The organism is Streptomyces hainanensis, assembly GCF_004348415.1.
Lineage (GTDB): Bacteria > Actinomycetota > Actinomycetes > Streptomycetales > Streptomycetaceae > Streptomyces > Streptomyces hainanensis.
Map to the genome: position 1 here is coordinate 24,494 of NZ_SMKI01000001.1, position 15,523 is coordinate 40,016.

12 protein-coding genes are annotated in these 15,523 nt (G+C 68.6%); all 12 read left to right on the top strand.

Annotated features, from left to right (window positions below; all coding sequences use genetic code 11):
- Positions 1 to 354 precede the first annotated feature (354 nt).
- The 12 genes from E1283_RS00105 to E1283_RS00160 all read left to right on the top strand — a co-directional run bounded on the left by E1283_RS00105 (position 355) and on the right by E1283_RS00160 (position 15,520).
- A complete protein-coding gene (locus tag E1283_RS00105; protein WP_132815183.1) occupies positions 355 to 2,565 on the top strand; it encodes a glycoside hydrolase family 2 TIM barrel-domain containing protein in 2,211 nt (736 codons plus the stop codon).
- 317 nt (positions 2,566 to 2,882) lie between these two features.
- Complete coding sequence (locus E1283_RS38435) at positions 2,883 to 4,838, top strand: alpha-ketoacid dehydrogenase subunit alpha/beta (RefSeq protein ID WP_132815186.1); 1,956 nt, start codon at positions 2,883 to 2,885, stop codon at positions 4,836 to 4,838.
- Positions 4,835 to 5,791: a muconolactone Delta-isomerase gene (locus tag E1283_RS00115; protein WP_243744502.1), complete on the top strand. Its 957-nt coding sequence runs from the start codon at positions 4,835 to 4,837 to the stop codon at positions 5,789 to 5,791. Before E1283_RS38435 ends, E1283_RS00115 begins: the two co-directional genes overlap by 4 nt.
- A gap of 124 nt (positions 5,792 to 5,915) precedes the next feature.
- A complete protein-coding gene (locus E1283_RS00120) occupies positions 5,916 to 6,647 on the top strand; it encodes an SDR family NAD(P)-dependent oxidoreductase (RefSeq protein WP_165955956.1) in 732 nt (243 codons plus the stop codon).
- On the top strand, positions 6,644 to 7,165 hold the full coding sequence (locus E1283_RS00125; protein WP_132815192.1) for a VOC family protein: 522 nt from the start codon (positions 6,644 to 6,646) through the stop codon (positions 7,163 to 7,165). Before E1283_RS00120 ends, E1283_RS00125 begins: the two co-directional genes overlap by 4 nt.
- A gap of 162 nt (positions 7,166 to 7,327) precedes the next feature.
- A complete protein-coding gene (locus E1283_RS00130) occupies positions 7,328 to 8,266 on the top strand; it encodes an ABC transporter permease (RefSeq protein ID WP_132815195.1) in 939 nt (312 codons plus the stop codon).
- The gene (locus E1283_RS00135) at positions 8,266 to 10,065 is read left to right on the top strand and encodes a dipeptide/oligopeptide/nickel ABC transporter permease/ATP-binding protein (protein ID WP_132815198.1); all 1,800 of its coding nucleotides are present in this window, start codon (positions 8,266 to 8,268) and stop codon (positions 10,063 to 10,065) included. The genes E1283_RS00130 and E1283_RS00135 overlap by 1 nt, the downstream gene beginning before the upstream one ends.
- A complete protein-coding gene (locus tag E1283_RS00140; protein ID WP_132815201.1) occupies positions 10,062 to 10,907 on the top strand; it encodes an ATP-binding cassette domain-containing protein in 846 nt (281 codons plus the stop codon). The genes E1283_RS00135 and E1283_RS00140 overlap by 4 nt, the downstream gene beginning before the upstream one ends.
- Positions 10,908 to 11,033: 126 nt before the next feature.
- Positions 11,034 to 12,542, top strand: coding sequence for an ABC transporter substrate-binding protein (locus E1283_RS00145; protein ID WP_132815204.1), 1,509 nt, complete (start codon positions 11,034 to 11,036; stop codon positions 12,540 to 12,542).
- Positions 12,543 to 12,706: 164 nt separating this feature from the next.
- Positions 12,707 to 13,486, top strand: coding sequence for an SDR family NAD(P)-dependent oxidoreductase (locus E1283_RS00150; RefSeq protein ID WP_132815207.1), 780 nt, complete (start codon positions 12,707 to 12,709; stop codon positions 13,484 to 13,486).
- A 5-nt stretch (positions 13,487 to 13,491) separates the two neighbouring features.
- Positions 13,492 to 14,379 (top strand): SMP-30/gluconolactonase/LRE family protein, encoded by an 888-nt coding sequence (locus E1283_RS00155; RefSeq protein WP_132815210.1) that lies wholly within the window; start codon positions 13,492 to 13,494, stop codon positions 14,377 to 14,379.
- Positions 14,380 to 14,440: 61 nt separating this feature from the next.
- Positions 14,441 to 15,520: a hypothetical protein gene (locus tag E1283_RS00160; RefSeq protein WP_132815213.1), complete on the top strand. Its 1,080-nt coding sequence runs from the start codon at positions 14,441 to 14,443 to the stop codon at positions 15,518 to 15,520.
- The last annotated feature ends 3 nt before the right edge of the window (positions 15,521 to 15,523 follow it).

Sequence of the window (15,523 nt, forward strand, 5' to 3'; positions counted from 1 at the left end):
AGCGCCCCGCATCAGCCGCGGTCCCCGCCATCGGCGGGGCCGGGGTGCCTGTGCCCTTTCGGTCGACGGCCAGCATCGACAATATGAAATGCACTATCGCTATCTTTTCTTCCGAGGTAGGCTGTCGGCGCTGGTGGTGATCGTGCGCCATGCGCGGTGGTGAGCGGTGCCGAGCCGACGTGCCCGCGTGACCTCCGTCGCAGTCCTCGCGTCGTCGACCACCGGCCACCGCGTCGAACCGATGAGTTCGACGCGGCCTCTCGAAGCCGACCGTGTGGCGTCAACCAGGGAATCGCGTGACCAGAGCGTCGCTTGGCCGCGCCTGCTCGCGCGGCAGGAAGGAGCGCGTGGGGCATGCGCAGCATCATCAGTCTCGACGGTGTCTGGAAGGCGGCCGAAGGAAACCTCGCGGAGGTTCCCGCGAACTTCGCCCACACCGTGCCGGTACCAGGTCTGCTCGACATGGCGTCGCCTCCCTTCGCGGAGATCGGACTGCGGAGCACCCTGCGTGAAGCGTTCTGGGTGCGCCGTGAGTTCGACCTCGATCGCGATCCCGCGCCGCTGAATCTCCTGCGGATCGGCAAGGCGCGCTATGGCACGAAGGTGATCCTCAACGGTGTGGAGATCGGCGAGCACCGTCCCAACCACACCGTGGGTGAGTTCGACCTCGGTGGTGCGCTCAAGCGCGGCCGCAACGAGCTGCTCGTGCGGCTCGGGCCGTGGCGCGACGACGAGCCGACTTCGGTGCCCGATGGGCGCGACATTGAGAGCTACCTCGCCGTTCCCGGGCTCTACGACTCGGTCGAGCTCGTTCTCGCCGACTATCCGTACATCGACGTGGTGAAGACCGCGCCCGACCTGGATGCCGGGTCGGTGCGTGTGCTCGCCCGGCTCCGCGCCGGGGCCGAGTCGACCGTGTTCGCGCTGGACGCGGTGGTCCACGAGGTGGCCTCCGGTGTCGAGCGCGGCAGTGGGAGCAGCGGTGAGCTCACGCTCGCCCCGCACGAGACGCGCGAGGTCGAGTTCGAGGTGGCGCTGGAGTCACCGCGACTGTGGAGCCCCGAGGATCCATTCCTCTACGAGCTGCGACTCAACACTCCCGCCGACTCGCGAAACGTCAGGTTCGGCATGCGCTCGTTCGCCTTCGACAAGGCGTCCGGGCATGCGCTGCTCAACGGGCAGCGGTACCCCATGCGCGGTTCGGCGTCGGCGATCTTCCGATTCTTCGAGGATCCCGACCGAGGCGACCGGCCGTGGGATCCCGCGTGGGTTCGCAAGCTGCACCGTCAGTTCAAGGCGATGCACTGGAACACCATCCGCTACGCCATCGGGTTCCCACCCGCCTTCTGGTACGACATCGCCGACGAGGAGGGCCTGCTCGTCATCGACGAGTTCCCACTCTTCTACATCTACCTCGCCGATGACGCCCCCGCCGTCGAAGCCGCGCTCGCTCTCGACCCGAGCGTGCGCAACTACGGTCTGCGCAGCATCACCGCCGGGCAGCCGCGCACGACCGAACCGGCGCGGGTGGAATGGCCGGCGGCGCTGACGGCCGATGCGCTCGAAACCGAGTTCTCCGAGTGGGTCGACGGCCACTGCAACCACCCGTCGGTGGTGATGTGGAGTAGCAACTGCGAGGGCCGGTCCCCCGAGACCGGGGTGCTCGTCGAGCGGATCCGTAAGCTCGACCCGCAGCACCGGCCGTGGAGCGACGGCTGGAACGGTCCCCCTACCGACGCCGACCCGTACATGGTGCACTGGTACCTCCAGTGGAACGCCGCGATGCGCGGGGAGCCCACCGGACTCGGGATGCTGTCCGCGATGCGCAAGACCGCGATCGGCTATCCCCTCGGTGGGGCCCCTGAGGAGTTGCTCCCGCACCTACGCACGCCGAACAAGGACTTCGACGGAGTGCCGGTCAACACCGGCGGCAACACCGTGTTCCTTGAGGAGTACGGCTGGCTGTGGCTCACCCGCGACGGCAAGCCCACGCGGCTCACCGAGCCGATCTATGAGTCGATGCAGGGCTGGCCGGTCGCCACCGCCGACGAACGGCGGTACACCCGCGCGCGCCTCACAGCCGCGGAGACCGAGTTCTTCCGCTGCAACCGCACGCTGGCGGGTCTGCTGCTGTATTGCGCGCTGTCGAGTTCCCACGATCGGGTCTCGACCGCGGACGCGTTCACCGACCTCGACTCGCTGGACTACGAGCCGCACTTCTGGGAGTACGTGCGCGACGCGTTCGCACCCGTCGCCCTGATGGTCGACGTCTGGGATCGCGAACTGGCCGGCGGCGTCCTCCACGAGATACCGGTCACCGCCATCAACGACCTGCCCGACGACTGGAACGGCGAGCTGGTCGTGCGTGTGGTTACTGCCGTCACCGGCGTGGTGGTCAGCGAGCACCGGCGCGCCATCCGCATTCCGGCGCTCGGTCAGGAGCGCCGGTACTTCGGCCTGACGACCGTGATCCCCGACGGCGAGCACCAGATCGTCGCGGAACTCACCGACGGCGACGGCTCCTCGGTGCGGAGCGTGCGCGATGTCCGCGTCGTCTCGGGCTGAGGTCGGCACCCGGTCGCTGATCGTGCTGCGGTACGACCCCGCCGTGTCGTAGAGCCCTCCACACATTCTGTCGTCGACGCTCCCCCGGCCGCGAATGCGGCCGGGGGCCTCCGGCGACGGCCTGGCCGAGCGTGTCGCCTTCGGCTTTGGCGACCAGTGCGCCGTCGGCTGCGGCTTCCGGCCAGCGGCGCCGCACATCCAGACTCCAAAGACTTGAATAGTATGAACTGTTCCTTCATAGTGTTGAAGGCCGCGAGCGCTGTGTGCGCCGTGTGCGCCGGCCCAACGTCGTCGTGGGCGAGCGAGGAAGTGGAGCGATGGTGATCGAACGGCTCGAGATGTATCGGCGTATGGCCTTCATCCGGAGGTTCGAGGAGCAGGTCCTCGAACTCGGGCGGGAAGGACACGTCGCCGGATCCATCCACCTGTGTCTGGGGCAGGAGGCGATCCCGGTCGGCGCCATGGCGGCCCTGCAGCCGGGTGACCGGGTGCTGTCGACCTACCGCGGACACGGCTGGGCGCTCGCGGCGGGTGCCGATCCCTTCGCCGTCATGGCCGAGATCGCCCAGCGGGCGGAGGGCACCAACGGCGGTCGCTCGGGTTCGCCGCTGCTGAGTGCCCCCGAGGTCGGATTCCTCGGCGAGAATTCCATCATCGGCGCCGGCCTGCCCATAGCCGACGGTGTGGCGATGGCCTCCCAGTTCCGCGGCGACGGCAAGGTCGTGCTGACGTCACTCGGCGACGGCGCCATGAACCAGGGTGCTACCACCGAGGCGATGGTGTTCGCGGCGGCGAAGAACCTCCCGGTGATCTTCGTCTGTGAGAACAACGGGTGGTCGGAGATGACTCCGATCACCACCACGACCCGCGGCGAACACCTCGCGACCCGGGCCCAGGGAATCGGCATCGAGAGCCACGTCGTCGACGGCAACGACCCGGTCGCGGTGTACGAGGTCGTGCGTGAAGCCGCGCAGACGTGCCGCGAGGGCCGCGGCCCGGTGTTCATCGAGTTCAAGACGGCGCGGCTGTCCGGTCACTACAACAAGGACATTCAGCACTACCGTCCCGCCCAGGACATCGAGGCGGCCCAGGCGGTCGACCCGCTGACACGGTTCCGCGAACTCGAAGGGTCGTCGGAGGCTGACATCGCGCGGGTCGACGCCGAGGTGGCCGAGCGGATCGCCGCGCTCGCCGAACGCACCCGACAGGCGCCGGCGCCGTCCGGCGAGGCCGTCTTCGAACACCTCTACGCGCCTGACCTTCCTTCGCCTGCCGTGACCGCGTCGGTCGAGCCCAAGGAGGTCCCGTACTTCCGTGCCGTCAACGAGGCGCTCAAGGACGCGATGACCCGCCGCCCCGAGGTGCTGTTGTACGGCGAGGACGTCGGGGTCGCCGGCGGCATCTTCGGCGTGACCCGCAAGTTGCAGAAGGAGTTCGGCTCCGAGCGCGTCTTCGACACGCCGATCGCCGAGGCCGCGATCCTCGGCTCGGCGGTGGGTGCCGCGATGGAGGGGATGCGCCCGGTCGTCGAGATCATGTGGGCGGACTTCGTCTTCGTCGCGCTCGACCAGATCGTGAACCAGGCGTCCAACGTGCGGTACATCAACCGGGGCAAGGCTTCGGCGCCGTTGGTGATCCGGATGCAGCAGGGGGTCACGTCCGGTTCGTGTGCCCAGCACTCCCAGAGCGTCGAGGCGATCCTCGCTCACGTGCCCGGCATCAAGGTCGGCCTCCCGGCGACACCACAGGACGCGTACGCGATGACGCTCGCGGCGATCGAGGATCCGGACCCGGTCGTGCTCATCGAACACCGCTCGATGTACCAGGACGTCGGGCTCGTGCGGTTCGAGGGCCCGTCGGAGATCGCCGCGGGCGCGAAGTTCCACCGCGACGGCGACGACGTCGCCATCATCACCTGGGGCTCGATGGTCGCGCCGGCGCTCCAGGCCGCCGACCAACTGCAGGCGGAGGGGCTGAGCGCGACGGTCCTCGACCTCCGCTGGGTACGCCCACTCGACAAGGCGGCGATCGCCCGAGCCGTGGCCCAGTCCGGCGGCCGGGTCGTGGTCGCGCACGAGGCCTTCCTCCACGGCGGGTTCGGCGCCGAGGTCTCGGCGGTGATCACCGAGAGCCACTTCGATCAGCTGCGGCACCCGGTGGTGCGGGTGGGCACGCCGGACGTGCGGATGCCGTCCGCCCCCGCCCTGCAGGAACTGCTCCTGCCCAACGCGGACTCCATCGCGGCGGCCGCTCGGGGAGCGGTGGGCAAGTGACCGATCTCGTCGAGTTCCTCGTCACCATCGAAATCGACACCGGCGCTCTCGGCCCCGACGCGGTCGACTACCTCCGCGCCGCGGAGGGCCGGCGTGCCCGCGAACTGACGGCGGACGGCAGCATCGTCGCGCTCTGGCGGATCGAGGGACGGTGGGCGAACGCGGGGATCTGGCGCGCTCGCGACGAGGCGGCACTTCGGCGAATCCTCGACAGCCTGCCGCTACGGCCGTACATGCGGTTCGAGTGGGTCCGGGTCACCGAACATCCGAGTGATCCCCGCCTCGCGCGCCAGGACGTGACGGATACGAACCCGCGCGGCCGGATCGCGCTCGACCCCATGCCGTCACTGAGTACGGAGGCGCGCGGCAACGGCACGCGGCGCGGCCGCGTCGAGCTGCGGGAGCTCCCCGGAGCGCCGGTCCGCGCGCGGAACGATCGGACATTCGGCTCGCCGGCGGTGACCGCGCCCGGCCGCCGCGCCGACACGGCCGATCGGATCACCGCCCGCGTCGAGGTGGATGTCACCGCGGCGGCCGATTCCGCGAGCGCCGTCTCGGCGATCGCGCGGAGCATCGAGGCCACGGCGCACGCCCTGGGCGAGGCCCGTATCGAATCCTCCGGCCTCGCCTGCTGCGCCGACCAGACCACGCCGGTCGTGGTCGCACCGGCCGACGCCGCGATCGTGATCGGCCTGGCACATTCGGGGTGCCGCGACGGCATCGAGATCCGCCAGGAGCACGCCGACCGCGACCTCGACATCCACATCGGCCCACTCACCCCGCGCGTCGTCGCCAGGGCGCTCGACGGTCACGACGACGTCATGCGGATCCGTCGCCTCATCACGATCGACGTGACCGCTCGAACGGCGCGGCTCTCCGCCGACCAGGTCCGGTCGTTCCTGCGCGACATCACCTCGCGGGTCGACACGTGGGCGGCCGGCGGTCATCCGTAGACGCCTGCGTGATGCCCACGGAGCCCCCCCGCACACACCACTCAGCGAAGAGTAGGAGAACCCCATGAGACGGCAGCAACCGTCGTGGAGCTCGGTCACCAGTCTCACCGACAGGGTGATCGTCGTGACCGGCGCCGCCTCGGGCATCGGTCGCGCCACCGCCAAGGAGTGCGCGCTGGCCGGAGCCCGGGTCGTCGCCGTCGATCGGAACGCGGAGGGCCTCAAGGAGACCCGCGGGATGATCGAGCAGGCCGGTGCCGCGGCACCCATCGGTGAGGTCGTCGCCGATCTGGCCGATCACGCCGCGGTCGAGTCAGCGGTCGCGGACCTCGCGCAGTATGAGCCCGACCATCTGTTCCACGCCGCCGGCATCGTCATCCGTCGCGACGACATCGAGGACGTCACCCTCGACGACTGGGACACCCAGGTCGCGGTCAACCAGCGCGCGTCCTGGTTCCTGACGCGCGGATTCTGCCAGCAACTCGTCGCCCGGGAACGCATCGGCTCCGTCGTGCTTGTGTCGTCCATCTCCGGCCACCTCGGGGTCATGTCGGGTTCGTGGGTCTACGCGTCCACGAAGGCCGGCGTCACGTCGATGACCAAGGGTTTCGCGAAGACGTTCGGTCCACACGGCATCCGGGTCAACGCGGTGGCCCCGGGGCTCGTCGAGACGCCCATGGTGCGCGGCGGCGTGCGCGGCCAGGAGGTCGACGACCTGATCAACACGAACGTTCCCCTACGTCGCACTGCCGATCCTGTCGAGATCTCCCGGGCCTCCATGTTCCTGCTCTCCGACGCGGCGAGCTTCGTCACCGGCGCCACGCTCGAGATCGACGGCGGGTGGCTGCGCCGATGAACGCCGACACCGGGATGTTCGCCGACGTACTCCACGTCGGCTTCACGGTCACCGACATCGAGCGCTCGGTCGACTGGTACGGGCGAGTACTCGGCCTCGAACTGATCCATCGCCAGCGCAGCGACAACGAGTACACCCGCACCCTCGTCGGCGTGTCGGATGCCGTTCTCGAGGTCGCGCAGTTCGCCCTGCCCGGATCGCCGCCGCGCTTCTCCACCCACGTTCTGGAGCTGATCCAGTACGTCGAGGGGCCGGGCGAGCACGCTGTCGAGCTCGGAGTGAACCAGGCCGGCACCGCCCACCTCGGCTTCGTCGTGGCCGATATTCACACCAAGTGTCGCCAACTGCTCGCGGAGGGAGTCGACTTCGTCAACCTGCCGGTACTCGTGACCGAGGGCGCGAACGTCGGCGGCTACGCCTGCTACCTCCGCGACCCCGACGGCATCGTGCTCGAACTGATGCAGTTCGCCCCGGAGCGAGCGCAACGCCTGGGGATCGCGCTGCCGCAGTCCCCCTGAGCGGCCGATGCCGCTCTCGAACACCACCTACTTTCACTTTATGGAATATCGACTCAAACAGCTCAACTGCTGACGCATCCGTCAGCGACACGATGACGTGGAGTTAGCGATGCACATTCCGAGCCCCCTCAACGTGACCCCAGTGCGCGGCGAGGTCAGCGCATGATCCCGTTCCTCCTGCGCAGACTCGTGAGCGGGATCGTCGTGATCACCGTCGTCACCTCCATCGTGTTCTTCCTGACCTACGGCACGAGCGTCCAGATCGCCCGCAACATCCTCGGCCCCTCCGCGTCCGACGAACAGGTCGCGATCCTCAACGAGGACCTCGGTCTCGACCGACCGCTGGTCGAGCAGTACCTCGACTGGATCACGAGCGCGGCGCGCGGCGACCTGGGCGCGTCGTACTTCACCTCCGAGCCCATCACCGAGGCTCTGGCCAACCGGCTACCGGTCACGTTCTCGATGGTGATCGTCGCGGTCCTGATCACCCTGATCGCGAGCCTCGCACTGGGCATCACGGCGGCCGCCCGGGGAGGCGTCGTCGACCGCGTACTCCAGTCGATCGGCACCGTCTCGTACGTCTTCCCGGTCGTCATCATCGCGATCGGCATGGTCTACCTGTTCGCCATCGTGCTGCGGTGGGTCCCCGCCATCGGGTTCGTACCGATCACCCAATCCCCCGGCCACTGGCTGGCGTCGATCATCCTGCCCTCCATCACCCTGGCCATCGGCGGTATCGCCGGTCTCGCCGCGCAGATCCGAGGCTCGCTCGTCGACGAGCTCGGTCGCGACTACATCCGCACGCTCCGCAGCCGAGGGGTCTCCGAGCGCGCGATCCTCTGCAAGCACGCCCTGCGCAACGCCGCCGGGCCGGCGCTCACGGTGTTCTCGCTCCAGTTCATCGGCATCTTCGGAGCCTCGCTGTTCATCGAGCGGATCTTCGCACTGCCCGGATACGGCGCCTACGCGATGAACGCCACCGTGCAGGGCGACTTCCCGGTGCTGCTGGGGGTCACGCTCGTGAGCGTCGTGCTCGTCGTCGCCGTGAACCTGGTCGTGGACGTCGCGCAGGGGTGGCTGAACCCGAAGGTGAGAGTCTGATGTCCCAGCAACTCGGAGCCCTCGGACCCGATCAGACAGCCGTCGCGCCGACAAGACGCAAGTGGCGCGTCACACGTGCGCTGCTGCGCAACCCCATGGCGGTCGGGTCGGTCGTCACGCTGGCCGTGATGACGCTGCTGTGTCTGCTGGCACCACTCATCACCGGCCACGACTCGATGTACAGCTCGGTCGACCACGTCAACGCGCCGATCGGCACGGAGGGATGGCTGCTCGGCGGCGACGCCCAGGGGCGCGACATGTGGTCTCGTCTGCTCGCCTCGATCAGCGTCTCCCTGACGGCGGCACTCATCGGCACCGGGGTCGCGGTGATCATCGGCGTCGTCTTCGGCCTCGTCGCCGGTTACGTCGGGCGCACGATCGACTCGATCGCGTCGTGGGTCTTCGACCTCGTGCTGGCGCTGCCGTCTCTGCTCATGCTCATCGTGCTACTACCCGTCACTCGTGGGTCGTATCAGCTGACGATGATGCTGCTCGGCATCATGCTCTCTCCCGGGGTCTACCGCCTGGTGCGGAACATGGTGATCGGCATCCGGCGTGAGTTGTACATCGACGCCGCGAAGGTGGCGGGGCTGTCGACCTGGCGGATCCTGACACGCCACGTCTTCTTCGTGGTGCGTGGTCCGATCGTGATCCAGGCCGCGTTCATCGCCACCATCTGCATCAACGTGCAGGCGGGCCTCGCGTTCCTCGGCGTCGGCGCGAACACGCCGAGCTTCGGTTCGATGATCTCCCTGGCGTTCACGAATCTGTACGGAGAGCCGATCCAACTGGTGTGGCCGACACTCGGGCTGGTCGCACTCACCGGTGCTCTGATCCTGTTCGCGAACGCCTACCGGGATGCCCTCGCCGGCACGACCACCGCCGCGCGGCGACGAAGCCGTCGTGCGCTCGCGGATGTCGTCAAGCGCGCCGACGAGGCCGCTCCCACCACGGAGAAGCCGACCGAGAAGGCGCTGCTGACGGTGCGAGACCTTCGCATCGCGTATCCGCGTTCCGACGGGTCGCTCAACGAGGTCGTGCACGAGGTCTCGCTGACCGTTGACAGCGGCGAGATCGTCGGCCTCGTCGGCGAGTCGGGCTCCGGCAAGACCCAGACGGCGTTCGCGATGCTCGGTCTGCTTCCCCACGAGGCGGTCGTCAGCGCCAAGGAGTTGTCGCTCGGTGGCCGGCCCCTGCTCGGGCTGACTCCGACGGAACTCCGCGAACTGCGCGGCCCCGACCTGGCGTACATCCCGCAGGAACCGATGTCGAACCTCGATCCCTCGTTCACCGTGGGCAGCCAGCTTGTAGAGCCGCTGCGGCGCACGATGCCGCGCGCGCAGGCGAAGCAGCGCGTACTCGAACTGCTGGCGCGCGTGGGCATCCCCGACCCGCCGCGCACGTTCCACTCGTATCCGCACCAGATCTCGGGCGGCATGGCCCAACGCGTCCTGATCGCCGGCGCCGTCGCCACGCAACCGAAGGTGCTCATCGCCGACGAGCCGACCACCGCGCTCGACGTGACGGTCCAGGCGGAGATTCTCGACCTGCTCCGCGAACTGCAGCACGAGTTGAGGATGGGCGTGCTCCTCGTTACGCACAACTTCGGCGTCGTCGCCGACCTGTGCGACCGGGTGGTGGTGATGCGGGACGGCCGCGACGTCGAGACCGGCGAAGTGCGGCAGATCTTCCACCACCCCGCGCACGAGTACACGAGGTCGTTGATCGACTCGATCCTCGACGAGGAGACCGTCCGCACCGACGCTCCGGCGTCCAGGGCCAAGGAAGGCGTGCGATGAACCACCTCCTGCATATCGACGGCCTGCGGCTGCGCTATCCCGGTGTCGGGTTCCGTCGCCGGATGCCCGAGGTGCTCAAGGGCGTGTCCCTGCACATCGAAGCCGGTGAAACCCTCGGGCTGGTAGGGGAGTCCGGGTCCGGCAAGACGACCGTCGGCCGCGCCGTACTGGGGCTCGCACGGGCGACGGGGGGCACGATCACCTTCGACGGCCAGGACATCACCCACCTGCCGGCCGGTCGGCGCCGAGGGGACGCGCGCGAGATCCAGGTGGTCTTCCAGGACCCCTACACCTCGCTCACCCCGGCGTTGCAGGTGCGCGGCATCCTCACCGAGCCCCTGATCGCCCAGGGGATCGCGCGCGCTGACGCGGAGCGGCGGGTGTCCTCGCTACTGGATCGCGTGGGGCTGCCGAAGGACAGCGCCGACCGGTTCGCGCGGGAGTTCTCCGGGGGCCAGCGTCAGCGCATCGCGATCGCCCGAGCCCTCGCGCTCGAGCCGCGACTCATCGTGTGCGACGAGCCGGTCTCAGCACTCGACCTGACGACGCAGTCGCGCGTGCTGGATCTGCTGATCGAGCTGCAGCGCAACACCGGGGTCGCCTATCTCTTCATCACACACGACCTGGCCGTCGTGCGCCATATCAGTCATCGGGTGGCGGTGATGTACCAGGGCGAGATCGTGGAGACGGGCCCGGCGGCCACGGTCACGACCCATCCTCAGAACGACTACACCAAACGCTTGTTGCTCGCGGCTCCCACCGCGGACCCGGAAGCGCAGGCCGAGCGCCGAGCCGCCCGGCAGGCGCTTCTCCGCCGGACCAGGACTCCGGCGACGACCTGAGCCCCCGACCGGACGGCACTCGGAAACGCAGCGGTTTCCTCTATTTCAAATGAACGAACATCGCTATCATCATCTGTAATCACTGGTGTCGCGACGGCACGACAGCGCAAGACAAAGGGGTCACACATGCGCGATTCACTTCGGTATCGCGGGATCGGCCTGGCCGCCATCGCTGCCATCGCCACACTGGCTCTGAGCGGATGCTCGGGCTACGCATCCCCAGAGAACGAGAACCACCACGTGCTCAGCCTCTCCGCCCGCCAGGCGCCGGCGAGCTTCGCCATCGGCGCGTATGGCGGCGGTGAGATCATGATCCAGACCTCGATCTTCGACACCGTCCTCGCCTTCGACCTGGACGGGGAGATCGTCCCGAACCTGGCGCGGGAGTTCGAGTACAACGAGGACCGCACGATCCTCACGCTGGCCATCCGGGACGACGCCGAGTTCTCCAGCGGCGAGGTTGTCGACGCCCAGGCCGTCGTCGACAACCTCACGGCGACCATGAACGCGGCGAGCACCGCCGGCCTCGTGGGCGTCGAGACGATCGAGGCGACCGACGAGTACACGGTCGTGGTGACGCTGTCGGAGCCCAACGCCTCGCTCGTGCCAAGCCTGGCCGGCGTCGGCGGTTTCGTCGCGGAACCGTCGACGATCGGGTCCGAGACCGAGGCGACCCAGCCGGTCGGCTCCGGTCCGTACGTCCTGAACCGCGGCGAGACCCAGATCGGTGAGAAGTACGTGCTCGACAAGGTCGAGGACCACTGGCGGGCCGACGACTACCCGTTCGACCGCATCGAGATCTCCGTGATCCCCGACATCACCGCGGCGGTCAACGGCCTGCAGGCCGGTCAACTCGACCACGCGACCGGGCTCAGCCTCGACCAGTCGGAAACCCTCGAGGGGCAGTTCGTCACGGGCACCGACAACCCCACCACCTGGGGCAACATCTGGATCGCCGACCGAGAGGGCGAACTGGTGCCGGCGCTGGCCGACGTCCGCGTGCGCCAGGCCATCAACATGGCACTGGACCGCACCGCCGTCGAGAGGCTCGCTCCCGGCCAGCGCCACGGTGTCGACCAACTCTTCAGCGCCGACGGCGGAGCGTACCTGCCCGAGCTGGAGGGGAACTACCCGTATGACGTCGAAGCCGCCCGTGAGCTGATAGCCGAGGCGGGATACGCCGACGGATTCTCGGTGACCATGCCCAGCACGATCGCCTCGACCGAATTCGAGCCGTTCCTCACCCAGTCACTCGCCGAGATCGGCATCACCGTGAACTGGGAGACCGTGTCGCTGCAGGACATCGTGGCCAACCTCTCGTCGAAGGAGTTCGCGATGTTCTTCTTCCCCTCCACGTACTCGGGCTCGGACGCGCTCGACGTGGAGTCGGCGCTCGGGCCCGTGTTCAACCCGTTCGGCACCTCGACCCCGGAGCAGACAGAACTGCTCGACGCGGCGAACGCGTCCGGTGAGCGCGACGCGTTCGCCGACCTGAACCGGTACTTCACCGAGGAGGCGTGGTTCGCACCGGTGATGGCGAGCACGTTCCTCTGGGCGCACAGCGACTCGGTCGACTACATGCCGCCCACGCTCTGGGGCTACTCGGTGCTGCCGTGGACCGTGGCAGAGGACTGATCACCAGCCGTTGACGGCATCGACCTGCCGCCGGCGACCGGCCGGCGGCAGGGACAAGGGCCGGAGCCAACACCCCGAGCGTGCCGGCACTCCGCGGCGTGCCGAGGTGGACCCGCGTCCCGTTCCACGATCGCAAGAGAGATACAGAGAAACGAGGACGTGACATGAGCCGGTTCGACGGCAAGGCGTATCTGATCACCGGCGGCGGCAAGGGCATCGGTGCCGCACTGGCCGACGAGGTCGCGGCGGGCGGCGGCGCCGTCGCCGTGTTCGACATCGATGGCGATGCGGCGACCGAGAAGGCCGCCCAGATCCTCGCCGGCGGGGGGCGTGCGCTGGCCATCAAGGGGGACGCGCGTGACGACGCGGCGGTGCGGTCCGCGGTCGCGGCCGTCGTCGACGAGTTCGGGCGGATCAACGGACTCGCGGCCATCGCGGGTGTGTTGCGCCTCGCGCCGATCGCGGAGGTCCCCGACTCCCACTGGCGCGACGTCGTCGAGACCAACGTGTTGGGGCCCTTCCAGTTCGTCCGTGCGGTCGTGCCGCACCTGCGTGCGGCCGGCGGCGGCTCGATCGTGCTCGCCGGCTCGGCGATGGCCTTCGCCAGCAACCCGACCGCCGCGCTGTACTCCGCCTCGAAGGGGGCGATCGTCGCGATGGTCAACTCGCTCGCTGTCGAGCTGGCCACCGAGGGCATCCGGGTCAACTGCTTCGCCCCCGGCACGGTACGCACGCCCATGGCGCGTGAACTGGCCCAGATGCAGGGCACCTCCGGCGACATCGAAGCCGTCGTCGACTCCTTCGGGCAGGGGCATCCGATGGGCCGGGTGATCGAGGCCGAGGAGGTCGCCCGGGTCGCGGCCTTCCTGCTCAGCGACGAAGCGAGCGCGGTCACGGGATCGTGCTACGGCGTGGACGCGGGCATGCTCGCGAATCTGGCGTGATGGACATGCCTGAGCTCACGGTGATCAAGACCGGCCTTGCCTTTCCGGAAGGACCGCGCTGGTACGACGGCTGCCTGTACTTCTCCGACATGTACGGGCGGGAGGTGTTCCGCTACCGCGACGGCATCGGTGTGGAACCGGTGGGTGCGGTGCCCGAACGGCCGTCCGGGCTCGCCCGGGACGCGAACGGCGACCTGCTCGTCTCGTCGATGCTGGATCGGCGGATCGTCCGTTTCCGCGATGGCGAGTTGGAGACCTTCGCCGACCTGCGGGGGCTGTGCCCCGGCCCGGTCAACGACATGGTCGAGGACGGCCACGGCGGGGTCTACGTGGGCAACTTCGGGTTCGATTCCGAGTCGCCCGACGAGGTCATGGCCCCGACGCGCCTGGTGCACGTGAACGCCGACGGTCACGCCACCCAGGTGGGCGACCCGATCATGTTCCCCAACGGATCCGTGGTCACCGACGGTGGCGCGACACTGCTGGTCGCCGAGACCTTCGACTGCCGGATCCTCGCCTTCGACATCGCCGACGACGGCTCGCTCGGCAATCGCCGCAACTGGGCCGTGTTCCACGAGATGCGGACCGAACACGACCTCGAGGAGGCGCTCGGCAGCGGCTCGATCCTGCCGGACGGCATCTGCCTCGACCGGGAAGGAGCGCTCTGGATCGCCGACGCCGGCGGCCAGGGCGCGGTGCGGGTCGCGCGGGGCGGAAAGATCCTCGACCGTGTTCCGGCACCGGAGGGGCAGGCCGTGTTCGCCGTCGCGCTCGGCGGCGACCAGGGCGACACCTTGTTCCTGTGCGTCGGGCCCGCGATGGGGAGCGCCGACCTCACGGCCACGACGCTCGGCAGCCTCGTCTCGTGCCGCGTCGACGTGCCGCGGGCATGAGAACGCACTTCAGCAGAACATCCGTCGTCACGGGGCGAACACAGAGAGGAACATCCACGACATGAAGTACTTCGGCGTCGTCTACGACATCGGATACCGGGTGCTCGGTGAAGGCGACTCGTCGGTCGAGCCGTTCGACCCGGAGCTCGCGCGCTACGATATGAACGTTATCGCGGCCGACCTGCGGGCGAACGCGGTGCGGATCGAGGGCGAGGATCTGGAACGACTGGAGATCGCCAGTCGGGCCGCACTCGACGCGGGCCTGGCGATCTGGTTCTCGCCGTGGAAGATGAACGTCGACTTCGACGCCACGACGGAGTACCTGGTCAAGGCGTCGAAGATCGCGGAACGTCTGGCGCGGGACGGCGGCGACGTCGTCTTCATCGTGTCGTGCGAGTACAGCATCTTCTCCGACGGGGTGTACCCGGGGAACAACATCTTCGAGCGCAGTGCGTGGGTGAAGCAGCACTTCGGGGCGATCGAGTGGCCGAACACCCCGGCCGGTCTACCTGAGCCACTCCCACAGAAGGCGGGGATCCTCAACCAGTACCTGAAGTCGTTCCGGGACACGGTGCGGGAGCACTTCTCCGGGCCGGTGACCTACTCGGCCGCCATCTTCGAAGAGGTCGACTGGACGCTGTTCGACTACGCCGGTCCGAACTACTACCGCGAGACCCAGAGCGACGAGGAGTACGCGGCCGGATTCGAGTACTTCCGCACCTTCGGCAGGCCCATCGCGATCCCGGAGTTCGGCTGCTGTACGTACGCCGGCGCCGCCGATCGTGGCGCACGCGGCTGGCGCCTGCTCCAGGAGCAGTTCCCGGACGGGTCCATCAAGTGGCAGAACGACGACGTACCGGCGCGGTCGGAAACCGAGCAGGCGGACTATGCCGAGCGCCAGCTCCGGTTCTTCCACGACCAGGGCGTCGAGGCCGCGTTCATCTTCCAGTACAACGCGCCGGCCTACGTACACGACCAGGGGCCGCGCGACGCCGACCTCGGTTCGTACGGCATGGTGAAGTTCCCGCCGCGTGGCGACGCCAGGTGGCAGCAGATGCCGCCGTGGGAACCCAAGGAGGTCTACCACCGCGCGGCGAAGCTCTTCCGCGAGCTGCGCGAGACCGCGGAGAACGGGAAGTAGGTT